Annotated in this window: 23 protein-coding genes and 1 riboswitch; of the genes, 10 read left to right on the top strand and 13 right to left on the bottom strand. The window is 76.5% G+C overall.

Annotated features, from left to right (window positions below; genetic code table 11):
* The first annotated feature begins 38 nt into the window (after positions 1 to 38).
* Both FB586_RS01390 and FB586_RS19165 read left to right on the top strand, forming a co-directional pair.
* The gene (locus FB586_RS01390; RefSeq protein ID WP_136517545.1) at positions 39 to 209 is read left to right on the top strand and encodes a CsbD family protein; all 171 of its coding nucleotides are present in this window, start codon (positions 39 to 41) and stop codon (positions 207 to 209) included.
* Between the two features lie 181 nt (positions 210 to 390).
* A riboswitch (cyclic di-GMP riboswitch) is annotated at positions 391 to 465 on the top strand.
* 15 nt (positions 466 to 480) lie between these two features.
* Positions 481 to 633: a hypothetical protein gene (locus FB586_RS19165; RefSeq protein WP_168800406.1), complete on the top strand. Its 153-nt coding sequence runs from the start codon at positions 481 to 483 to the stop codon at positions 631 to 633.
* A gap of 140 nt (positions 634 to 773) precedes the next feature.
* Here FB586_RS19165 and FB586_RS01385 read toward each other — a convergent pair whose 3' ends face one another.
* Positions 774 to 3,386, bottom strand: coding sequence for a lysylphosphatidylglycerol synthase transmembrane domain-containing protein (locus FB586_RS01385; protein ID WP_136517544.1), 2,613 nt, complete (start codon positions 3,384 to 3,386; stop codon positions 774 to 776).
* Between the two features lie 151 nt (positions 3,387 to 3,537).
* Here FB586_RS01385 and FB586_RS01380 point away from each other — a divergent pair, with 151 nt between their 5' ends.
* Positions 3,538 to 3,771, top strand: a complete 234-nt coding sequence (locus FB586_RS01380; RefSeq protein WP_370741038.1) for a hypothetical protein — start codon at positions 3,538 to 3,540, stop codon at positions 3,769 to 3,771.
* Positions 3,772 to 3,884: 113 nt separating this feature from the next.
* Positions 3,885 to 4,466, top strand: a complete 582-nt coding sequence (locus FB586_RS01375) for an HdeD family acid-resistance protein (protein ID WP_136517543.1) — start codon at positions 3,885 to 3,887, stop codon at positions 4,464 to 4,466.
* A 27-nt stretch (positions 4,467 to 4,493) separates the two neighbouring features.
* Here FB586_RS01375 and FB586_RS01370 read toward each other — a convergent pair whose 3' ends face one another.
* Entirely contained in the window at positions 4,494 to 5,354 is an 861-nt protein-coding gene (locus tag FB586_RS01370) for a CPBP family intramembrane glutamic endopeptidase (RefSeq protein WP_136517542.1), read from the bottom strand.
* A gap of 164 nt (positions 5,355 to 5,518) precedes the next feature.
* Between FB586_RS01370 and FB586_RS01365 the strand changes: the two genes are divergently transcribed.
* From FB586_RS01365 to FB586_RS01350, 4 genes are read left to right on the top strand one after another with little or no spacing between them, the layout of a single operon-like run.
* Positions 5,519 to 6,148 (top strand): hypothetical protein, encoded by a 630-nt coding sequence (locus FB586_RS01365; protein WP_136517541.1) that lies wholly within the window; start codon positions 5,519 to 5,521, stop codon positions 6,146 to 6,148.
* A complete protein-coding gene (locus FB586_RS01360; protein WP_136517540.1) occupies positions 6,145 to 6,450 on the top strand; it encodes a transcriptional regulator in 306 nt (101 codons plus the stop codon). The genes FB586_RS01365 and FB586_RS01360 overlap by 4 nt, the downstream gene beginning before the upstream one ends.
* Positions 6,447 to 7,421, top strand: a complete 975-nt coding sequence (locus FB586_RS01355; RefSeq protein WP_136517539.1) for an ABC transporter ATP-binding protein — start codon at positions 6,447 to 6,449, stop codon at positions 7,419 to 7,421. The genes FB586_RS01360 and FB586_RS01355 overlap by 4 nt, the downstream gene beginning before the upstream one ends.
* On the top strand, positions 7,418 to 8,212 hold the full coding sequence (locus FB586_RS01350; protein ID WP_136517538.1) for an ABC transporter permease: 795 nt from the start codon (positions 7,418 to 7,420) through the stop codon (positions 8,210 to 8,212). The genes FB586_RS01355 and FB586_RS01350 overlap by 4 nt, the downstream gene beginning before the upstream one ends.
* 96 nt (positions 8,213 to 8,308) lie before the next feature.
* Here the strand turns inward: FB586_RS01350 and FB586_RS01345 are convergent, their stop codons facing one another.
* The 5 genes from FB586_RS01345 to FB586_RS01325 form a co-directional block, all read right to left on the bottom strand.
* Entirely contained in the window at positions 8,309 to 8,539 is a 231-nt protein-coding gene (locus tag FB586_RS01345) for a type II toxin-antitoxin system antitoxin (protein ID WP_136517537.1), read from the bottom strand.
* 52 nt (positions 8,540 to 8,591) lie between these two features.
* Positions 8,592 to 9,554 carry an SPFH domain-containing protein gene (locus tag FB586_RS01340; RefSeq protein ID WP_136517536.1) on the bottom strand — a complete coding sequence of 321 codons (963 nt, stop codon included), beginning with the start codon at positions 9,552 to 9,554 and terminating at the stop codon, positions 8,592 to 8,594.
* 163 nt (positions 9,555 to 9,717) lie between these two features.
* A complete protein-coding gene (locus FB586_RS01335) occupies positions 9,718 to 12,330 on the bottom strand; it encodes a heavy metal translocating P-type ATPase (protein WP_281276639.1) in 2,613 nt (870 codons plus the stop codon).
* A complete protein-coding gene (locus FB586_RS01330) occupies positions 12,327 to 12,560 on the bottom strand; it encodes a heavy-metal-associated domain-containing protein (protein ID WP_136517535.1) in 234 nt (77 codons plus the stop codon). Before FB586_RS01330 ends, FB586_RS01335 begins: the two co-directional genes overlap by 4 nt.
* Before the next feature lie 53 nt (positions 12,561 to 12,613).
* Positions 12,614 to 12,958 carry a metal-sensitive transcriptional regulator gene (locus tag FB586_RS01325; RefSeq protein ID WP_168800456.1) on the bottom strand — a complete coding sequence of 115 codons (345 nt, stop codon included), beginning with the start codon at positions 12,956 to 12,958 and terminating at the stop codon, positions 12,614 to 12,616.
* Positions 12,959 to 13,066: 108 nt separating this feature from the next.
* Here FB586_RS01325 and FB586_RS01320 point away from each other — a divergent pair, with 108 nt between their 5' ends.
* Positions 13,067 to 13,525, top strand: coding sequence for an RrF2 family transcriptional regulator (locus FB586_RS01320; protein WP_136517534.1), 459 nt, complete (start codon positions 13,067 to 13,069; stop codon positions 13,523 to 13,525).
* A 231-nt stretch (positions 13,526 to 13,756) separates the two neighbouring features.
* Positions 13,757 to 14,623 carry a sulfite exporter TauE/SafE family protein gene (locus FB586_RS01315; protein ID WP_246036468.1) on the top strand — a complete coding sequence of 289 codons (867 nt, stop codon included), beginning with the start codon at positions 13,757 to 13,759 and terminating at the stop codon, positions 14,621 to 14,623.
* Between the two features lie 62 nt (positions 14,624 to 14,685).
* Here FB586_RS01315 and hemL read toward each other — a convergent pair whose 3' ends face one another.
* From hemL to hemE, 6 genes are all read right to left on the bottom strand, one after another.
* The gene (gene hemL, locus FB586_RS01310; protein ID WP_136517533.1) at positions 14,686 to 16,104 is read right to left on the bottom strand and encodes a glutamate-1-semialdehyde 2,1-aminomutase; all 1,419 of its coding nucleotides are present in this window, start codon (positions 16,102 to 16,104) and stop codon (positions 14,686 to 14,688) included.
* Positions 16,104 to 17,162: a porphobilinogen synthase gene (gene hemB / locus FB586_RS01305; protein ID WP_136517532.1), complete on the bottom strand. Its 1,059-nt coding sequence runs from the start codon at positions 17,160 to 17,162 to the stop codon at positions 16,104 to 16,106. The genes hemL and hemB overlap by 1 nt, the downstream gene beginning before the upstream one ends.
* Positions 17,159 to 18,067 carry a uroporphyrinogen-III synthase gene (locus FB586_RS01300; RefSeq protein ID WP_136517531.1) on the bottom strand — a complete coding sequence of 303 codons (909 nt, stop codon included), beginning with the start codon at positions 18,065 to 18,067 and terminating at the stop codon, positions 17,159 to 17,161. The genes hemB and FB586_RS01300 overlap by 4 nt, the downstream gene beginning before the upstream one ends.
* Complete coding sequence (gene hemC / locus FB586_RS01295; RefSeq protein ID WP_136517530.1) at positions 18,064 to 19,083, bottom strand: hydroxymethylbilane synthase; 1,020 nt, start codon at positions 19,081 to 19,083, stop codon at positions 18,064 to 18,066. The genes FB586_RS01300 and hemC overlap by 4 nt, the downstream gene beginning before the upstream one ends.
* 203 nt (positions 19,084 to 19,286) lie before the next feature.
* Entirely contained in the window at positions 19,287 to 20,792 is a 1,506-nt protein-coding gene (locus tag FB586_RS01290) for a protoporphyrinogen/coproporphyrinogen oxidase (protein ID WP_246036297.1), read from the bottom strand.
* Positions 20,789 to 21,853 (bottom strand): uroporphyrinogen decarboxylase, encoded by a 1,065-nt coding sequence (hemE, locus tag FB586_RS01285; RefSeq protein WP_136517529.1) that lies wholly within the window; start codon positions 21,851 to 21,853, stop codon positions 20,789 to 20,791. Before hemE ends, FB586_RS01290 begins: the two co-directional genes overlap by 4 nt.
* Between the last annotated feature and the right edge of the window lie 41 nt (positions 21,854 to 21,894).

Genomic DNA, 21,894 nt, shown 5'->3' with positions numbered 1-21,894 from the left:
CCTAGCGTCGAGGGCAACCGATCGAGGAGGAGGCTGCGATGGGCCTGGACGACAAGATCGAGAACGCCGCCGAGAAGCTGGGCGGCAAGGCCAAGGAGGGCACGGGGAGGGCCACCGGCGACGAGCGCCTCGAGAGCGAGGGGCACGCCGACCAGTCGAAGGCCAACCTGAAGCAGGCCGGCGAGAACGTGAAGGACGCCTTCCGCTGACCGTCGCCCCCTGACGCGACCCGCCGCCCCCGTGCCGTCACCGGTACGGGGGCGTCGCGCTGCGCGGACGGGTCAGCGCCGCGGCGGCGCGCCCGGCCGTTCGGGTGAATCGCAGACAGTTCCTGAACAAGTGACCTGAATCACTTCCCCGCTCCATGAGAACGGGCTAATGTCGGACTTGTCAGCGAAACGGCAAACCCTCCGCAAGGAGGGGACGCAAAGCCACGGGACCCACGCGGTCAGCCGGGCTACCGAACGATGAGAGGTCATCATGGACCAGCGCGGATCTGCCGCCGAGCCCTTCGAGGCACGCAACCTCCAGCCCGTCGCCCCGGACGCCCGCGTGGCGTCGTGGGCCGCGACCGCCCGCCGCCTGCAGGTGGTGGCGACGCTCCCGGCGCAGCGCGACCGGATGGCCGCCTGAAACTGTCGCCCCCTGACGGCGGCACCCGTCGTCACGCGGCCCCCCGGCCGCACCCGCACCGCGCAGGCGCGGACCGTGCACCACCGGTCCGCGACCTGCGCGGTGGCGTGTCCGGCCGCTGCGGCCGGGAGGTCAGCGGCTCAGAGCTCGCCGCGCCGTGACAGGTAGCGCATCGCCGCCCACCCCAGCGGGATCCGCAGCCAGTACGTCAGCAGGCGGAACAGCAGCGCGACCGTCCCGGCGACACCGGCGTTGACGCCGGCGATCGTCGTCAGCCCGACGGAGAGCGCCAGGTCGACCGTGCCGAGGCCTCCGGGGGTCGGCACGATCGAGCCGGCCGTGTTGCCGGTGAGGTAGACGAGCGCGGTCTGCACGAGCCCGACCTCCTGGCCGAGCGCCGCCAGCGCGGCCTCGAACGCGAGCACGTACCCCATCGTCATGAGCACGTTGCCCCCGACGGCGAGGGCGAGCCGCCACGGCTGCCCGACGACCTCGATGAGCCGCGGCAGCGTCTGGCGCACGGTCGGCCCGACCGTCCGCTGCGCCCACGCCCGCACGCCCGGGAAGAGCAGGGCGACCCCCACGGCGGCCGCGACGACCGCGAGGGCGACCAGCATCGCCGGCGAGACGGACAGCGTCGACGGCGAGCTGACGCCCGAGGTGACGGTGAGCACGAGCAGCACGAGCAGCGTGGTGATGAACTGGCTGACCTGCACGAGCGCGACCGTCGCCGCGGCCAGCGACCCGGACACGCCGCGCCGGGTGAGCATGCGCAGGTTGAGCGCGGCCGGGCCGATGCCGGCCGGTGCGGCGAGCGCGACGAACGTCGCCGCGGTCTGCACGAGGGTCGCCCGCCACACGGACAGCCGGACGGGCGAGAACGCGACGAACGTGAGGGCGGCGCCGAGCAGCGTCACGAGCCCGAGCGCGAACGTCAGGATGCTGAACCGCCAGTCGCTCTCGGCGAGGACCTCGCCGATCTCCGCGACGTTGACGTACCCGAGGACCACGAAGACCGCGACGATCGTGATGAGGATCGTCAGGATGGTCCGGGCGCCGAAGCGGACGAGCTGCTCGGGCTGCACGTCCGCCTCGGGCAGGCGCGCGACGAGCGCGGAGCGCAGGTCGGCCAGCACCTCACGGTGCGCGCGCATCTCCTCGCGCGTGCGGCGGGGCAGCGTCACGGTCTGCAGCAGCGGGCCGATCGCCTCGATGTCGCCCTCGGGCAGCACCGCCGCGGCCGACTCGACCGCGCGGTGAGCGCCCACGCGCAGCGCCAGGAGGGCGACGAGCTGGGTGGTGTCGAGCCGGCGGGCGAGCTCGGAGGACGCGACGTCCCCCTGCTCCCAGGCGTCGATCCACACGCGCGGGCCGTCCGGCATCCGCTCCAGGAGGATGACGTCGGACGTGAGCGCGCGGTGCGCGAGCCCGCCGCGGTGCGCGAGCGCGAGCTGCGCCCAGATCGCCCGCAGCACCTCGTCGTCGACGTCCTCGGGCTCGAGGTCGGACAGCGGCACGGCGTCCCCGGGGCGCTCCTGCACGAGGAACATCGAGTCCTCGGCCTCGGCGATGCGCAGCAGCCGCGGCACGCGCACGCCGGCCGCCTCCGCCGCGTAGGCGAGCAGCGCGGCCCGCTCGGTCGCCTGCCGCAGCGAGATGGCCGACCGGCCCTCGATGCCGCGCAGGCGCAGGCTGCGCCACAGCCGCGTCAGCATGCCGACGACCTGCCGGTCGCCGTCGAACGCGAGCAGGTCGAGGTGCCGGCCGTCGTCGGTGACGAGCGTGTAGAGGCGGTCGCCGGACGAGCGGGCGAGGGCGCACTGGGCGGGGGTCGCGGGCGGGAGGGCGGCCACCGCCTCGACGACGGCCGGGTCGCGCTCGGCCTGGAGCACCGCGTCCGGGACGCGCAGGACGGCGGTGGGGGAGAAGCCGACGCGGCGCACCGCACCCACGAGCGCCGGGCCGTACGCCCGCTCGGGCGTGACGCCGAAGACGTAGCGCACGGTCAGCCCGGCGACCCGCCCGACGAGCAGGGCGAGCGCGACCCCGGGCAGCGAGACGCCCGCGGTGATGAGGACGACGCCGATCGTGACCCAGAGCAGGTTCCACGACCACGCGACGGTGCGCCGGCGGCTGCGCGGCCCGCTCACCGTGAGCAGCGCGGCGAGCATCGCGACGTAGCCGGGCAGGGTCAGCCGCCACTCGCCGGAGAGCCGGACGGACAGGCCCGCGACGACGTGGTCGGAGCCGAGGGTCACGAACGCCCAGTGCAGCGCCGCGGTGACGGCGATCGCGGACGCGGCGGCGGCGAGGCCCTCGATGAGCTGCCGCCCGAGCCGGCGCAGCGCGAGCTCGGTGAGCACGGCGATCGGCACCAGGACCGTGGTGAGCCCCTCGAGGAACGAGACGGGCACGAAGAGGATCCGGCGCAGCAGCGTCGCGAAGCCCTGCACGTCCTCGGCGACGCCCGTCGTCGTGTTCTGCGCGTACGTCGCCATGACGACGACGAGGACCGCGAGGACGGAGAACAGGACGACGCCGAGCAGGTCGCTCGGGTGGTGCACGCGGGCCGGCGGGACGTCGACGACGTCGACGGGGGCCCGGACGGCGCGGACGGGTCCGGTGCCGGCCGACGACGGGGACGCGGCGGCGGACGCGGCGGGCCCCGGGCCTGCCGGGGTGCGGCCGGGCACCGGGTCGTCGTGCGGGGGGCCGACGGCGCCGTGCGGCGCGGACGTCGGCGGCGTGGACATGCTGGCGAGTCTAGGCAGCGGCCGCCGCGCGCCTCGTCCGCCTCGCGGTGCAATCACGGCGTGCGGATCTCCACCCGGAGAGTCAACAGATGTTGACGTTCGTCCGTCCGAGGGTCAACATGTGTTGACGACGTCGACGAGGGAGCAGGACGTGACCGAGGAGGAGACCGACATGGTGGCTCTGGTGCGTGGCGCCGAGGACGACGACCCGCTGAGCGCGCTGCTCGCGCTCTCGCGGCTGCGGCGCGAGGTCGAGCGGCGCGAGGCCGTGGCCGTGCGCCGGGCCCGGCTCGCCGGCGTGCCGTGGGTCGCCATCGCGGCGATGCTCGGGGTCAGCAAGCAGGCGGTGCACCGCAAGTACGGCGGGCGCTTCGGCCGCGGCTGACCGCTCCCGGCGCTCGTCTCGCCGGGTGCGCCGGGCGGCACGGCGCTAGCGTGCCGGGCAGGGGAGCCGTCGCCGCGGGCGCGGGTCCGCGCGGCCCCCGGCGGGGAGGCGACATGGCGGAGGACGTCCTGGGCGAGGTCTCGCGGACGGCGCGCACGCTGTGGTGGCTGCCCGTCCTGCGCGGGGTGGTGCTGCTCGTGCTCGGCCTGCTGCTCATGGCGCAGCCCGAGCCGACCCTCGAGGCGATCGTCTGGCTGTTCGGCGTCTTCGCGGTCGTCGACGGGGTCGTCGCGATCGTGCAGGGCCTGGCGAACCGCGGCGTCCCGGGCTGGCCGTGGTGGGTCGCCCAGGGCCTGGCCGGCGTGGCGGTCGGCGCGGTCGTCATCGTGTGGCCCGGGCCCACCGTGCGCGTGCTGTTCTTCCTGCTCGCCGCGTGGCTGCTGCTGCTGGGCGTCATCTGGATCATCGGCGCGGCCACCCTGTCCCGCACGCGCGACCCCGGTTGGTTCTGGATGCTCGCGTCCGGGCTGGTGAGCACGCTGTTCGCGCTGCTGCTCGTCGCCCGTCCGCAGGACACGATCGGGGTGTTCGCGGTGCTGCTCGGGCTCTTCGCCTTCGTCGCGGGCGCGCTCGCGGTGGTGAGCGGGTTCGCGGTGCGGGCCGCGGTCCGCGACCTGGGACGCCCGCGGGCCTGACGTGCGCCGGCCGGGGGACGACCGGGCTCAGCCGACCCCGATCGCCTCCAGCCACGGGTCGGGCAGCAGGGCGTAGCCGACGAACGCGACGACGTCGAGCGCCGTGTGCGCGACGACCAGCGGCATCACGCGCCGTCGTCGCCGGTAGTACTCCGCGAACACCAGGCCCATCACCACGTTGCCGACGAACGGCCCCCACCCCTGGTACAGGTGGTACGAGCCGCGCAGGAGCGCGCTCGCCACGACGATCGCGGGCGCGCTCCAGCGCAGGTCGCGCAGCCGCTCCATCAGGTAGCCGACCGCGACGACCTCCTCCAGCAGCGCGTTCTGCAGCGCCGCGAGCACGAGCACCGGCACGGTCCACCAGGCCGCGTTCAGGGCCGCCGCCTGCACCTCGACCGTGATGCCGAGCGCGCGGCCGGCGACGTACAGGCCGAGCCCGGGGATCCCGATGACGGCGGCCAGGCCGACCCCGACGCCGAGGTCGCGCCACGGGCGCGCGCCGTCCAGCCCGATCCGCCGGATCGCCGAGCGGCCGTGCGCCGACAGCAGGTACAGCGCGAGCGCGACGGGCAGCAGGGCGAACCCGATGGACAGCAGCTGGTAGGTGAGGTCCAGGTAGGGGCGGGGGGACCGGCTCGGGTTGAGCGTCGTGGACTGCTGCCCCAGCGGTGTGCCCTCGGTCATGCGCGCCACGATGTCCACCACCGCGTAGACCGCGGACCGCCCGAGCGAGAGCCCGAGGACGATCCAGATCTCGGCCCGGATGCGGCCGCGCACGGCGCGCTCCCCGGGCGGGGGTGCGGACGTGGGGCGGCCACCCGTCCGTGGTGCGTCCGGGGCCGGGCCGACGAGCGGTGGGGGGTCGGTCTGCGCGCGCTCGTCCACGCCCGCAGGCTACGTCGCGCCCCGGTGCGGTGCGGTGCCGTGCCTGCGCTGCCGTGCCCGACCCCCGGTGCTGACGCGGGTGCCGACGCCGGGTGTTGACGCCGCAGGGTCGCAACCGACAAACTGGTTTGCAACGCAAAGTGGTTGGCACCGAGGAGAGCACGATGGGCGAGCACGACGAGGACGACGCACCCCTCGACCCCGCCGCCGGGCTCGCGATCGTCGCTGCGCAGCGGCGCCGGGTGCTGGACAGCGAGGTCGACGACCGCGTCATCTTCGGCACCTGGGGCGTCCTGTGGCTGGTCGGTTACGCCCTGCAGTGGTGGTCGGCCGAGCGGTCGCCCACCGGCACGTCCACCGGCCCCGCCGGTGCCGTCTTCGGGGCCCTCATGGCCCTCGGGCTCGTCGTGACGCTGACCCACATCGGCCGCCGGTCGCGGGGGGTCCGCGGCACGAGCCGGTCGATGGGCACCATGGTCGGGCTCACGTGGTTCGCCGGCTTCATGGCTCAAGGGCTGATCGTCGCCGGCGTCGTCGCCGCGGGCGCGAGCCCGGAGGTCATCGCGATCGTCGCCAACGGCCTCGCGTGCCTCGTCGTCGGGCTGCTCTACATGGCCTGCGGCGCGATGTGGCGGGTCCGGTCGATGTACCTGCTCGGTGTGTGGGTCATCGCGACCGCCGCCGTCGCGAGCCTCGTCGGCACGCCCGACGGGTACCTCGTCATGGCGCTCGGCGGGGGCGGCGGCATGCTCGCCGGCGCGGTGATCGCGCACCTCGTCCGGCGGCGCGCATGACCGACGGCGACCTCGACCCCGTCATCCACTCGGCGTCGCGCCTGCGCGTCGTCGCCACCCTCGCCGCGCTGGACCGCGGCGACCGCATCGCCTTCCCGCGGCTGCAGGGCCTGCTCGACATGACCGCGGGCAACCTCTCCACGCACCTGCGCCGGCTCGAGGACGCCGGCTACGTGCAGCAGACCAAGACGCACCAGGGCCGCACGCCGGCCACGTACGTCGAGCTCACCGGCGAGGGCCGCACGGCCTTCGACCGGTACACCCGGACCCTGACCGAGCTGCTCAAGGGAGCACAGCCATGACCACCACCACCCCCGGCGCACCGCCGGTCGTCGTGGAGCACGTGACCCGCCGGTTCGGCGCCGTCACCGCGCTCGACGACGTCAGCCTGCGCGTCGAGGCCGGCGAGATCGTCGGCCTGCTCGGCCCCAACGGGGCCGGCAAGACCACGCTCCTGTCGCTGCTGTCCGGGCTGCGCCGACCCGACGGGGGCACGGTGCGCCTGTTCGGGGGCGACCCCCGCGACCCGGCGTCGCGCACGTGGCTCGGCACCACGCCGCAGGAGACGGGGCTGCCGGAGACCCTCAAGGTGCGCGAGGTCGTCGACTTCGTCGCCGGGCACTACGCCGCGCCCATGCCGCGCGCCGAGGTGCTCGCGCGGTTCGGGCTCGAGGAGCTCGCGGAGCGGCAGACCGGCGGCCTGTCGGGCGGGCAGCGCCGGCGGCTCGCCGTCGCGCTGTCGCTCGTCGGCCGACCGCGGCTGGTGCTGCTCGACGAGCCGACCACCGGCCTGGACGTCGAGGCGCGGCACGTGCTGTGGGAGGCGCTGCGCGACTACCACCGCGACGGCGCCACCGTCATCGTCACCAGCCACTACCTCGAGGAGATCGAGGCGCTCGCGGAGCGGGTCGTCGTGGTCGGCGGCGGCCGGGTGCTGGCCGACGACCGCATCGACCGCGTGCTCGACCTCGTGGCGCTGCGGCGCGTGACGCTCACGCTGCCGGGGGAGGAGGCCGCCGGCCGGTCCGCGCTGCGCGGGCTGTCCGGCGTGCAGGACGTCGTCGACGCGGTGCCCGCCGCGGCCGGCACCCGCTTCACGCTGCTGGCCGCCGACGCCGACGCCGCCGTCCGCGCGCTCGTCGCGTCCGGGCTGCCGTTCCACGCGCTCGAGGTGCGGGGCGCGTCCCTCGAGGAGGCGTTCCTCGCCCTCACCGCACGCGGCGCCACCGCAGCCGCGACGGCACCCGTCCCCACCCCGGAGGTGTCCCGATGACCGCCACGACCGTCGCCGCCGGCCCGCGCGCCGCGCTCCGTCCGCCGCTCGCGGTGGCCTGGCTGCACGCGCGCTACCAGTTCGTCGAGACGCTGCGCGTGCCCATCGCGGTGCTCGGCAACATGCTCTTCCCCGGCCTGGCCCTGCTGTTCTTCGTCATCCCGCAGCGTGCGGTCGCCGACGACCCCGTCGCCGCGACCGCCGCCGTCGGGCAGCTCGCGGTGTTCGCGGTCATGTCGGCGTGCCTGTTCACGCACGGCGCCGGCGTCGCCGAGGACCGGGCGCTGCCGTTCGACGGCTACCTGCGCACGCTGCCGGCCCGGCCCGGTCCGCGGCTCGCGGGGCGCGTGCTCAACGGGCTCGCGTGGGCGTACCTGTCGCTGGTCCCGCTGGCGCTGATCGGCACCTTCCTGACGGCCGCGACCCTGTCGTGGGCGCAGGCGCTGGGGGCCGTCGTCATGGTCGTCGCGGTCGCGGTGCCGTTCACGCTGCTCGGCCTGGCGATCGGCTACTCCATGTCGACCAAGGCGGCGCTCGCGGTCACCCAGTGCACGCTCTTCCCGCTCGGGTTCGCGGGCGGTCTGTTCCTGCCGCCGCAGATGTTCCCGGGCTGGCTCGACGCGATCTCGCGCCTGCTGCCGTCGCGGGCGGCGCGCGACCTGGTCGTGCAGGTCACGACCGGCGCCGAGGCGCCGGGGCTCGCCGCGCCGGTGCTGCTCGCGTGGACGGTCGCGTTCGCCGCGCTCGCGGTCTGGGCGGTCCGGCGCGACGAGGGCCGCCGCTTCCACTGACCCTCACCACCACCGCCGAGCGCGCCACTCGACGCTCGAGCGCACCAGCGACGTCCGGTGCGCTCGGCCGGTGAGTGGCGCGCTGGACGGCGGGCGTCAGCCGGAGGCCGGAGGCCGGCCCCGGCGCGGCGGCGGGGCCGCGTCCCCGGGCAGCCGGCCTGCGTCCGCGAGGGCCCGGCGGACGATCAGGTCGACCTGCGCGTTGACGCTGCGCAGCTCGTCCGCCGCCCACCGGGCGAGCGCGTCGTGCACGGCCGGGTCGAGGCGCAGGAGCACCTGACGGCGCTCCCGCCCGCGGCCCGGCCGTGCCGGCTGCTCGTCGCTCATCCTGGCGTCCCGGCGCGGTCACGGCCGCAGGGAGCGTTCGTGTGATGACCGATCACGTGTACAGGGTCCCCGCGTTGACGACGGGCGTCGCGCGGCTCTCGCCGCACAGGACGACCAGCAGGTTGGAGACCATCGCGGCCCGGCGCTCGTCGTCGAGCTGGACGAACCCGTCCGCCTCGAGCCGGCCCAGCGCGCCCTCGACCATGGAGACGGCGCCCTCGACGATCCGCTCGCGGGCGGCGATGATCGCGCCCGCCTGCTGCCGCTGCAGCATCGCCTGCGCGATCTCGGGCGCGTAGGCGAGGTTGGAGATGCGGGCCTCGATGACCTCGACGCCGGCGATGACGACGCGCGCGGCGACCTCGGCGGCGATCTCGGCCGACACGACGTCGGTGGCGCCGCGCAGCGAGTTCTCGCCGTCGTCGGCGTGGTCGTACGGGTGGGACATCGCGACGTGGCGCAGCGCCGACTCGGACTGCACGTGCACGAAGTCCTCGTAGTCCTCGACGGCGAAGGTCGCCTTCGCGGTGTCCGCGACCTGCCACACGACGATCGCGGCGATGTTGATCGGGTTGCCGTCGGCGTCGTTCACCTTGAGCTCGTTCGTCTCGAAGTTGCGGACGCGGACCGACACCCTCTGGCGGGACGTCAGCGGGACGGTGACGACGAGCCCCGTGCGGCGGACCGTGCCGACGTACCGGCCGAAGAGCTGCACGACCCGGGTCTGCCCGGGGCTGATGACGGCGATGCCGGTCGGGAGGAGCAGGCCCGCGAGCAGCAGGACCACGCCCAGCACGCCGAGCGCACCCGTGTCGGTGTCGTCGGCGACGCCGAAGAGGACGAAGCCCGTGACGACGAGGACGACCGCGAGCACGATCGCGAGCAGCGCCCCGCCCGTGCCGAGGGACCACGCCTCCCGCTCGGCGACGTCGACCCGTGCACCGGCGTGGCCGACGGGCCGGCCGCTGGGGTCACCGCCCACGGACTCCTGCGGGGGGACGGACGTGTCGGGCATGGGGGCCTCCTCGGGGGACGATGCTGCGATAGCAAAGTGATATCACATTGCCGCTCCCCGCGGCAGGCCGACACCCGGGCGAGCGCGCCGGGCACGGGTCGAGCGCACCGGTCGTGACCGGTGCGCTCGACCGTCGTGCAGCGCGCTCGCCCAGGGGAGCGGGTCAGGCGAAGCGGCGGAGACGGAGGCTGTTCGTCACCACCAGGACGCTCGAGAACGCCATCGCCGCACCCGCGATCATCGGGTTGAGCAGGCCGAGCGCCGCCAGCGGGATCGCCGCCACGTTGTACGCGAACGCCCAGAACAGGTTCTGCCGGATGACGGTCAGCGTGCGCCGCGACAGGCGGACGGCCTGCGGGGCCGACGCGAGGTCGCCGCGGACGAGCGTGAGGTCCGCCGCCTCGATCGCGACGTCCGTGCCCGTGCCCATCGCCAGGCCCAGGTCGGCGGTCGCGAGCGCGGCGGCGTCGTTCACGCCGTCGCCGACCATCGCCACCCGGGCGCCGCCGGCCTGCAGCCGCTCGACGACCGCCACCTTCTGGTCGGGCAGCACCTGGGCGATCACGTCGTCCTCGGCGATGCCGACCTCGCGGGCGGCCGCGAGTGCCGCACCCCGGTTGTCGCCGGTGAGCAGCACGGGCCGCAGGCCGAGGGCACGCAGCTCCCGCACGGCGTCCGCGGACGTCGGCCGGACGGGGTCGCGCAGCACCAGGACGCCCCGCGCGGCACCGTCCCAGGCCGCGACGACGGCGGTGGCGCCGTCCGCCTCCGCGGCGGCGACCGCGTCGGTGGCCGCGGACGTGTCCACGCCCTGCTCGCCGAGCCAGCCGAGCCGGCCGACGAGCACGCGACGGGCCAGCCCGACCCCGGAGTGCGCGGTCCGCACGACGCCCACGACGCCGCCGCCGGCGGCCGCGTGGAACTCGCGGACCTCGTCGGAGCCGATCGGCACGCCGTCCGCGCCGACCCCCGCGGGGACGGGGGCGAGCGCCTCGGCCGCCTCGGCGACCGCCCGCGCGATCGGGTGCTCGGCACGCGCCTCCACCGCACCGGCCAGCCGCAGGACCTCGTCGCGGTCCGTGCCGGCCAGCGGCACGACGTCGACGAGACCCATGCGCCCGGCCGTCACCGTGCCGGTCTTGTCGAGCACGACGGTGTCGACGGCCTTGGTCTCCTCGAGGATCTCCGGACCCTTGATGAGGATGCCGAGCTGCGCGCCGCGCCCCGTGCCGACGAGCAGCGCGGTCGGGGTCGCCAGCCCGAGGGCGCAGGGGCACGCGATGATGAGCACGGCCACGGCCGCGGTGAACGCCGCCTGCAGGCCGCCACCGGTCGCCAGCCACACGGCGAAGGTGCCGAGCGCGATGACGATCACCACGGGCACGAACACCGCGGACACGCGGTCCGCGAGCCGCTGCACGGGTGCCTTGCCCGTCTGCGCGCGGGCGACGAGCCGGCCGATCTGCGCCAGCCGGGTCTGCTCGCCGACGCGGGCGGCTCGCACCACGAGGTGCCCCGACGTGTTGACCGTCGCGCCGGTGACCTCGTCGCCCGGGCCGACGTCCACGGGCACGGGCTCGCCGGTCAGGAGCGAGGTGTCGACGGCACTCGTGCCCTCGACCACGACGCCGTCCGTCGCGACCTTCTCGCCCGGGCGCACGGAGAACAGGTCGCCGACCGCCAGGCGTGCGACGGGGACGCGCTCCTCGCGCCGGCGCCCGTCGGGGCCGGTGACGAGCAGGGCCACGTCCTTCGCGCCCAGGTCGAGCAGCGACCGCAGCGCGTCGCCCGCCCGGCGGCGCGAGCGGTGCTCGGCGTAGCGGCCCGCCAGCAGGAACGTCGTGACGACCGCCGCGACCTCGAAGTACAGCTCGGGCGTCGCGGGGCCGTGGCCCGCCGACGCGGCGGGCAGCAGCGTGGGCTGCATCCGCATGCCCAGCTCGCCGGCACCTCCGAGCAGCAGCGCCCACAGCGACCAGGCGCTCGCCGCGATCACGCCGATGGACACGAGCGTGTCCATCGTCGACGCGCGGTGCCGGGCCGCCCGGGCGGCGGCCTTGTGGAACGGCCAGGCCGCCCACGTGACCACGGGCAGCGCGAGCGCCGCCACCACCCACTGCCACCCGGTGAACTGCGTGGCGGGCACCATGCTCAGCACGAGCACGGGGACGGTCAGCACCGCGGCGACCCGCAGGCGCCGGCGCAGGTCCGTGCCGCGGGCGTCGACGGGGGCCGAGGTGTCGTCCTCGGAGAAGCCGTCGATGCCGCCGTGGTCGTGCGCACCCCGGCGGTGCTCGCCCGGGTCGGGGTGGGCGCCGTGGTGCACGGGCGCCGCGCCGGGACCGGCCGGTGCGCCCTGCGCGACGGCGGGTGCCTGGGCCGTGGCCGCCGACACCCCGTGGTCCGCGTCGGCGTGCGTCCCTGCGTGCGTCGCGCCGTGGTCGTGGCCGTCGGCCGCGGGGGCCTCGCCCGGGACGGTGCCCGTGCCGCCCGTCCGCCGGGCGTCGTACCCCGCGGAGCGGACCGCGGCGACGAGCGCGTCGACCGTCGGGGCCGGTGCGTCCGGGCCGGGGTCGGACAGCTCGACGTGCGCGCTCTCGAGCGCGAGGTTCACGGTGGCGCGGGCGCCGGGGACGCGGTTGAGCTTCTTCTCGACCCGCGCGACGCAGGACGCGCAGGTCATGCCCTCGACGGCCAGGTCGACGGTCGCGACGGGGGCCCCGAGGGCCTCGCCGACCGCGGCGTCGTGCGGGCCGCCGGTCCGGGGCGTGCTCACAGCAGCGACCGGGTCGGCGTCACCGCGTACCCGGCCTCCTCGACGGCGGCGGACACCGCGGCGGCGTCCAGCGGCGCGTCGGACGTGACGGTGACGGGGGACGGGCCGCCGTTCACGAGCTCCACCTGCACGTCGGTGACGCCGGGCAGCGCGGTGAGCTCGGAGGTGACGGACTGCACGCAGTGCCCGCAGGTCATGCCGTCGACGCGGAACGTGGTGGTCTGGCTCATGGGTCTCTCCTTCGATGGGCGCGGCGGGGTCCCGCCGCGCGGGGACTGTGGGGTCAGCTGCGGACGAGCCGCGCGATGGCGTCGGCGGCCTCGCGGACCTTGGCGGCGCCGGCGTCGGGGGACTGCCGGGCGGCGTCGACGACGCAGTGCGCGAGGTGGTCCTCGACGAGGCCGATGCTCACGGCCTGCAGGGCCTTGGTGACGGCGGAGATCTGCGTGAGGACGTCGATGCAGTACGTGTCCTCGTCGACCATCCGCGCGATGCCGCGCACCTGGCCCTCGATGCGGCGCAGCCGCTTGAGGTAGTCGTCCTTGGCGGGTGTGTAGCCGTGCGGCGCCTGCGGGTGCTCGTGCACGCCGGGCGCGGCGGCGGTCGCCGGGGTCGTCGTCTCGCTCATGTCCACGCCAACACGGTACCCCCCGGGGGTATTCCGCGCGGCGGGACCTCGGTCCCGCCGGAGTGCCGTCGTCCCGGATCGTGGGACGGATCCGGGATGATGGACGGCATGCGGGTCTCGGCGAAGGCGGACTATGCGGTGCGGGCGTGCGCGGAGCTCGCGACCCGTCCGGCCGGGGACTCCGTCCCCACGGACGTGCTCGCCGCGGGGCAGGACATCCCGACGAGCTTCCTCGAGCGCATCCTCGGCGACCTGCGGCGCGGCGGCGTCGTGACGAGCGTCCGGGGCCGCTCGGGCGGGTACCAGCTGGCGCGGCCGGCTGCGGAGATCACGCTCGCCGACGTCATCCGCGCGGTCGACGGCCCGCTCGTCACCGTGCGCGACGTGCGCCCGCCGGCGCTCACCTACGAGGGGTCGGCCCGCTCGCTGCTCGAGGTGTGGGTCGCGCTGCGCGCGTCGGTCCGCGACGTCCTCGACGTCGTGACGCTCGCCGACCTCGTCGCCGGCGACCTGCCGGACGCGGTGCACGCGCTCGCGGCGCGCGAGGACGCCTGGCACAACCCCTGATCGCCCCCGGTCCGCGGGCTGGAACGGGTGTCCACCATGTGACCGCCTGTTGAAAGGCGAGCAAGCGGGTCGGAATTATCGGGACTGCCCCGGGGGCGCCCGCGTCCCTCCGACTCCTCGACCGACGCCACGGCGTCGGCCGCCTGCCCGAGGTGGTTGTCCGTGCCCTCCTCCTTCATCCTCCTGGCCCTCGTGGGGCTCGCCGCGCAGCTCGTCGACGGAGCGCTCGGCATGGCGTACGGCGTCACGTCCACGACGCTGCTGCTCGCCATCGGCACCAACCCCGCGGCCGCGTCGGCCACGGTGCACCTGGCGGAGATCGGCACGACGCTCGCCTCCGGCGTCTCGCACTGGAAGTTCGGCAACGTCGACTGGAAGGTCGTCCTGCGGGTCGGCGTGCCCGGTGCCGTCGGCGCGTTCGCCGGTGCGACGTTCCTGTCGAACCTCTCGACGGAGTCCGCCGGGCCGGTCATGTCGCTGATCCTGCTCGGCCTGGGCGTCTACCTGCTCGTGCGCTTCACCCTCAAGGGCCTGCGCACGGACCGTCAGGGCCTGCCGCTGCGCAAGCGGTTCCTCGCGCCGCTCGGCCTGTTCGCCGGGTTCGTCGACGCGACCGGTGGCGGCGGCTGGGGCCCGGTCGGCACCCCCGCTCTGCTCGCGTCCGGGCGGCTCGAGCCCCGCAAGGTCGTGGGCTCCATCGACACCTCGGAGTTCCTCGTCGCGCTCGCCGCGAGCCTCGGCTTCCTGGTCGCGCTCGGCTCGCAGGGCATCAGCTTCGCGTGGGTCGCGGCGCTGCTCGTCGGCGGCCTGATCGCGGCGCCCCTCGCCGCGTGGCTCGTCCGGCACGTGCCCGGCCGCGTGCTCGGGTCGGCCGTCGGCGGCGTCATCGTGCTGACGAACACCCGCACGATCATCCGGTCCGACTGGGTGGGCTGGAAGGGCACGCCCGCCGAGGGCCTCACGCTCGCGGCGATCGCGCTGGTCTGGGTCGCCGCGGTGGTCTGGTCCGTCCGCGCCTACCGCAACGACCTCGCCGCCCAGCGCGCCGAGGCCGAGCAGACCCCCGAGCCCACGCCGGTGGCCGGCCCCACCGCCTGACCCGCTCGCAGCGACGCCCCCGCCGGTCACCGGCGGGGGCGTCGTCGTGCACGGGCCGGACGTCAGGCCGGGGGAGTCGCCTCCGCCGCGGCGCGGGCCGCACCGGGGAGGGCGTCGACGATGCGGTCGAGCGCGGCCTCGTCGTGCGCGGCCGAGACGAACCACGCCTCGAAGGCCGACGGCGGCGCGTACACGCCCGCGTCGAGCAGCGCGTGGAAGAACGGCGCGTACCGCCAGTGCTCGCTCGCCTGCACGGCGGCGTAGTCGCGCGCGCCCTCGGCGGCCGCCTTCTCGCCGAACACGACGCTGAACAGGTTGCCCGCCCACTGCAGCGCGTGCGGGACGCCGGCCTCGGCGAGCGCGGCCGTGACGGCCCGCCGCAGGTAGGCCGAGGCGGCGTCGACGCGCGCGTACGCCTCCGCGTCCGCGAGGCGCAGCGTGGCCAGGCCCGCCGCGGTCGCCACGGGGTTACCCGAGAGCGTGCCCGCCTGGTAGACGGGGCCGAGCGGCGCGAGCAGGTCCATGACCTCGGCCCGGCCGGCCACGGCCGCGACCGGCAGACCGCCGCCCACCACCTTGCCGAACATGAGCAGGTCCGGCTCCCAGCCCTCGGCGCGGCCCTCGAGGCCCCACCAGCCACCGGGGCCGACGCGGAACCCCGTCAGCACCTCGTCCTGGACCAGCAGCGCACCGTGCTCGCGCGTGATCCGGCGCAGCCCGGCGTTGAAGCCCGGCAGCGGCGGGACGACGCCCATGTTCGCGGGCGCCGCCTCGGTGAGCACCGCGGCGATGGAGTCGCCGTGCTCGGCGAACGCCGCCTCGACCGCGTCGAGGTCGTTGTACGGCAGCACGATCGTCTCCGCGGCCGTCGCGGCGGTGACGCCCGCCGAGCCGGGCAGCGCGAGCGTGGCGACGCCTGAGCCGGCCGACGCCAGCAGCCCGTCGACGTGCCCGTGGTAGCAGCCGGCGAACTTGACGACCGTGTCGCGGCCCGTGGCGCCGCGCGCGAGCCGCACCGCCGTCATCGCGGCCTCGGTTCCGGTCGAGACGAGACGCACGCGCTCGGCAGCGGGCACGCGGCGGCGGATCTCGTCGACGAGCTCGACCTCGGTCGCCGTCGGGGCCCCGAACCCGAGACCTCGGGCGGCGGCCTCCTGGACGGCGGCGACGACCTCGGGGTGCGCGTGGCCCAGCAGCGCCGGACCCCACGACATCACCAGGTCGACGTACTCGCGCCCGTCGACGTCCGTCAGGTACGGGCCCGACGCGGAGGCGACGAACCGCGGCGTGCCGCCCACCGAGCCGAAGGCGCGGACGGGGGAGTTCACGCCGCCGGGGATGACCGCCTGCGCGTGCGCGAACGCGTCGTCGCTGCGGGTCTCCCAGCCGTCGGCGGGGGCGTCCGTGGGGGCGGCCGCGTCGTGCGGGGGCGGGTAGTCGTTCGGCTCGTCCGTGCCGGGCTCGTGCTCGAGCTGGGTCATCACCGCTCCTCCGCCAGCCAGCCGGCCAGCTCCGTCGCCCAGTACGTCAGGACCGCATCGGCACCGGCCCGGCGGATGCTGAGCACGGACTCGGTGATCGCACCCCTGCGGGTGATCCACCCGTTCGCCGCGGCGGCCTCGATCATCGCGTACTCGCCGGACACCTGGTACGCCCACACGGGCACCGGGGACGTCGCGGCGACGTCCGCGAGCACGTCGAGGTACGACATGGCGGGCTTCACCATGACGACGTCCGCGCCCTCGTCCACGTCGATCGCGACCTCGCGCAGCGCCTCGCGGCGGTTCGCGGAGTCCATCTGGTACGTGCGGCGGTCGCCCGACAGCTGGGAGTCGACGGCCTCGCGGAACGGGCCGTAGAACGCCGACGCGTACTTGGCGGCGTACGCGAGGACGGAGACGTCGGTGTGACCGGCCGCGTCGAGCGCGTCGCGCACCACCGCGGTCTGGCCGTCCATCATCCCCGACAGGCCGACGAGGTGGGCGCCGGCGTCGGCCTGCGCGAGCGCCATGGCCGCGTACCGCGCCAGGGTCGCGTCGTTGTCCACGGCACCCGCCGGGGTGAGCACGCCGCAGTGGCCGTGGTCCGTGAACTCGTCGAGGCACAGGTCGGCCTGCACGACGAGCGCGTCCCCGACCTCCCCGACCACGTCCGCGATCGCGACGTTGAGGACGCCGTCCGGGTCCGTCGCCTGCGAGCCGGTCGCGTCGCGGTGCTGCGGGACGCCGAAGAGCATGACGCCGCCGACGCCGGCCTCGGCCGCGCGGGCGACCTCCCGCCGCAACGAGTCGCGCGTGTGCTGCTGGACGCCGGGCATCGACGCGATCTCGCGCGGGGCGTCGAGGCCCTCGCGGACGAAGACCGGCAGGACGAGGTCCGCGGGGTGCAGGCGTGTCTGCGCGACGAGCCGGCGCACCGCCGTCGTGCGCCGCAGGCGACGCGGCCGGTGGCGGCCCGCGGTGTACCCGCCGGCGGCGGTGGGGTCGGCGGTGGCGGGCCCGGCCGGTGCCGGGGTGCCGTCGGTGGTCGGGGTGGTCACGGGGTGTCCTCCCGGTGGGTGGGGGTGGTGCCCGCGACGACGCCGGCGAGGGCGTCGACGAGGCCGAAGAGGGTCTGCTGCTCGGCCACCGCGTCGACGTGCAGGCCGAGTCGCTCGGCCTCGGCGGCCGTGCTGGGGCCGATCACGGCGACGCGGGTGCCGGGCCGCGGCGGCCCGAGGTGGTCGACGAGCGCGCGGACGGTGCTCGCGGACGTGAGCAGCACCGCGTCGACCTCGCCGGACGCCCAGGCCCGCGCGACCTCCGGCTCGGGCGGGCCGGCCGGCACCGTGCGGTAGACGACCGGGTCGTCGACGGACCAGCCGGCGGCGGCCAGGCCGTCGGCGAGCGTGGACGCGGCGAGGTCGCCGCGCGGGAAGAGCACGCGCGCGCCCGCGCCGGCCGGGGAGCCGTCCGGGCCCGTCTCGACCCGGGGCACGGCCGGCCAGGCGGCGACCAGGTCGACGGCGGTCGAGCGGACCGGCGGGACGACGTCGACCGGCACGCCCACGGCCTCCAGCGCCCGGCGGGTGCCCGGGCCGACGGCGGCGACGCGGGCCCCGCCCCGGGCGACGAGCGCGGGCAGGCCCTCGTCGGTCGCCGCCGCACGGTCCGCGAGCACCGCCACCGCGGCCTGGCTCGTGACGGCCAGCCAGCCGTACCAGCCGGCGCCGAGCGCGAGCAGCGCGTCGTCGAGCACCGTGAGGTCGTCGAGCGGGACCGTGCGCACCAGGGGGACGACGACGGGGTCGGCGCCCGCGGCGCGCAGCGCGATGGCGGCGGGGCTCGGCGCACCGTCGCCCGGGCCGTCGAGGGGCGGGCGCGGGACGAGCACGCGCAGACCCGCGAGCGGGTGGGCGGCCGGGCTGCCGCCGTCCGCGGCGCCGCCCGCGGGCGGGTGCGTCACGACGACGTCCCGAGCGGGGCCAGGTCGGCGGCGCCGGCGTCGAGGAGCTCCTCCGCCAGCGCCCGGCCGAGCGCGCGCGCGTCGTCGTCGCTGCGGACCGGGCCGCTCGTCCGGCGGCGCAGGGACCGCGCGCCGTCGACGGCGACGACCGTGGCGTCGAGCGTCAGGGTGCCGTCCGCGCCGAGCACGCCCCACGCGCCGATGGGGGCCGCGCAGCCCGCCTCGAGCCGCGCGAGCACCGCGCGCTCGGCGACCACCGCGCGCCGGGTCGGCACGTCGTCGAGGGCGCGCAGCGCCTGCGCGAGCGGGGCGTCGCCGATCGCGTCGGCGGCGCGCACCTCGACGGCCAGGGCGCCCTGCCCGGGTGCGGGCAGCAGCACGTCGGGGGCGAACAGCTCGGTCGCGGCGTCGAGGCGGCCGAGCCGTGCGAGGCCCGCGGCGGCGAGCACGACGGCGTCGAGGTCGCCCACGGGCGACCCGCTCGTCGTGGACACCGCCGGGGTGGCCGTCGGTGCGGGCGCCGCCCCCTCGACGGGCACCGCCCCGCGCACCCGGCGCAGGCGGGTGTCGACGTTGCCCCGGATGTCGACGACCGCGAGGTCGGGGCGCTGCGCGCGCAGCTGGGCGGCGCGTCGCGGCGAGCCGGTGCCGACCTTCGCACCCGGCGGGAGCGTGGCGAGCGTGAGGCCGTCACGCGCGCACAGCGCGTCGCGAGGGTCCTGCCGCACGGGCACGGCCGCCACGGTCAGTCCGTCGGCGTCGGCCGTCGGCAGGTCCTTGAGGGAGTGCACCGCGACGTCGCAGCGCTCCTCGAGCAGGGCGTCGCGCAGCGCGGTGACGAAGACCCCGGTCCCGCCGAGGGACGCCAGCGGCGCCGAGACGCGGTCGCCCTCGGTGCGCACGCGCACCGTCTCGACCGTGAGGTCGGCGAGGTCGGCGAGCGCGTCGGCGACGTGCCCGGTCTGGGTGAGCGCGAGCACGCTCGCACGGGTACCGACGCGGACGTGCTGGGGCATGGTCCCAGTCTCGTCCCGGTGGGCGGCGATGTCGAAGCCGCGGGGCCTCGCGGTGCCCCTTCTCACAATTCTCGGGCGGGCGTCCTGACAATGCGTCAGGACCCCGTCACACCGCCGCGGAAATGTGCTGACAATGCGTCAGGACCGCGTCACAGAAGCGAGGTAGCCGCCCACCGGAAAAGTAAGGGCGCCCTTTCCTCGCGTCAATTCTGCTCGGGCGGCCCGTCCGGCCCGGCCGTGACCGGCCCCGCGTCGTCGAGCAGGGCGGCGGCCGCCGCGCGCGCGTCCGGCACGACCGACGCCAGCCCGGTGCCCGCCGCCCACGCACCGCAGACGGCCACCCCGGGCACCTGCGCCACGGCCGCGCGGACCGCCGCGACGGCCTCCCGGTGCGCCGCGCTCGGGCGGGGGAGCGACTGCGTCCACCGGACCACCGCGTGCCCCACCAGCGCGTCGGCGGGCAGCGGGACGCCCAGCAGCGTGGCCGCGTCGGCCAGGGCGACGTCGAGCAGCGCGTCCGCCGGCGGGGTGCCGTCGGCCGCGTGCGCCGCCGACGCCCTCCCGAACGAGAGCCGCACCACGTGCCGGCCGGCCGGGGCGGTGCGGGCCAGCCAGCCCCACTTCGCGGTCGCGTGCGTCAGCGCCTTGGCCGTCACGTCCGTGACGCCCGGCCCGACCAGCACGCCCGTGCCGCGCGGCGCCGCGTCGAGCGCGGGCGCGTCGAGCACGAGCGTCACGAGGGTGACCGGCACGCCGTCGTCGACGGCCACGGTGCCCACGTCGACGTCGTCCAGCCCGGCCAGCAGCGCCGGGGCCTGCGGCGTCGCCAGCAGGACGCGGGCCGTGCGCAGCGTGCGCGCGTCGCCCGTCGTGGTGGTTCCGGCCGGCTCGGTGACGACCGAGAGCCCGCCGCCGTCGTCGCGGGTCAGCGCCGTGGCCCGGGTCCGGGTGAGCACGACGCCGCCGTGGCCCGTCACGTCGGCGACGAGCGCGTCGACGAGCCGGTGGATGCCGCCGGCCAGGCCCTGGACGGCGCTGCCCGCGGGGGCGGACGCGCGCAGCGCCCGGACGGCGCGGGCCAGCGAGCCACCCGCCGCGGCGCGTGCGGCCGTCAGGCCGGGGGCGACGGTGTCGGTGGCGAGGTCGTCCGGGTCGGCCGCGTGCACGCCGCCGACCACGGGGTGCACGAGGCGGTCCGCGACGGCGTCGCCCATCCGCGCTCGCACGAGCGCGCCGAAGGTCGTGGCCCGCGCGCCCACGCGGGCGGGCAGCACGAGGTCGAGCGCGGCCCGCAGCGCGCCCCGGGTGCCGAGCGTCCGGCGCACGTCCACCGCCAGCGGGTCGGCCGGCACCCCCAGCAGCCCGGTGCGGGGCAGGGGGCCGTCCCCGCTGGTCAGGTGCACCCACGCGCCGCGGGGCTCGGGCGTGACGACGTCGTCGCCGAGCCCCAGCTCGCCGAGCAGCGCCGCGACCGCCCCGCCGCGCGTCGCGAACGACTCGGCGCCCGCGTCCAGGCGCAGCCCGGCGACGTCGTGCCCGCGCACCGCCCCGCCGGGCGCGTCCCGCCCGTCCACGAGCACGACCCGCAGCCCCGCCCGGAGGAGGTCGCGGGCGGCGACCAGGCCCGCCACGCCGGCGCCGACCACGACGACGTCCCAGGTCGGGCCGCCGTCCGCGCCGAGGTCCGGCGTCGGGGGCGCGTCGCTCACAGCGAGTGGACGAGCTCGACGACGCGGGTCAGCACGGTCGGGTCGGTCTCCGGCGGGACGCCGTGGCCGAGGTTCACGACGTGCCCCGGGGCGGACCGGCCGCGCTCGACGACGTCCCGCACGTGCGCCTCCAGCACGTCCCACGGGGCGCCCAGCAGCGCCGGGTCGACGTTGCCCTGCAGGGGCGTGGTCCCGCCCAGCCGGCGGGACGCCTCGTCGAGCGGCACCCGGTAGTCGACGCCCACGACGTCGGCACCCGCGTCCCGCATCGCGACGAGCAGCTCGCCCGTCGCGACGCCGAAGTGCACGGCCGGCACGCCGAGCGCGCGGGCCCGCGCCAGCACCTTCCCGGACGCCGGGGCGCAGTGGGCCGTGTAGTCGGCGAGCGACAGCGCGCCCGCCCACGAGTCGAAGAGCTGCCCGGCGCTGGCGCCCGCGAGCACCTGCGCCTCGAGGAACGCGCCCGTCACCTCGGCGGTCCAGTCCATGAGCGCGGACCACGTGGCCGGGTCGGCGTGCATGAGGCGGCGCGCGGCGAGGTGGTCGCGCGACGGGCCGCCCTCGACCAGGTACGCGGCCAGCGTGAACGGCGCCCCGGCGAACCCGACGAGCGGCGTGGAGCCGAGCGCGGCGACGGTCCTCTCCACACCGGCGCTGACCGGGGCGAGACGCTCGGGCGTCAGCGGGCCCAGGTCGCGCAGGCGTGCGACGTCGTCCGCGGTCCGGACGGGCGAGCCCATGACGGGACCGACGCCGGAGCGGATCTCGACGTCCACGCCGACGAGCTTGAGCGGCACCACGATGTCCGAGAAGAAGACGGCCGCGTCGACGCCGTGCCGGCGGACCGGCTGCAGCGTGATCTCGGACGCGAGGTCCGGGTCGAGGCACGAGTCGAGCATCGGGATGCCGGCCCGCACCTCCCGGTACTCGGGCAGGGAGCGGCCGGCCTGACGCATGAACCACACCGGGAGCCGCTCCGGGCGGCGGCCGGAATACGCCGTCACGAGCGGCGAATCGGTGGTGCGCCCGTCGACGAGCGGATGGTGTGCTGAAAGACTCACGCGATCGATTGTGCCGGACAATTCCCGGGATGATTGAATCG

This window comes from Cellulomonas telluris, from assembly GCF_004886325.1.
Classification (GTDB): Bacteria; Actinomycetota; Actinomycetes; order Actinomycetales; family Cellulomonadaceae; genus Cellulomonas; species Cellulomonas telluris.
Note: the sequence above shows the minus strand (reverse complement) of the source record. Positions and strands in the feature narration are given on the sequence as shown.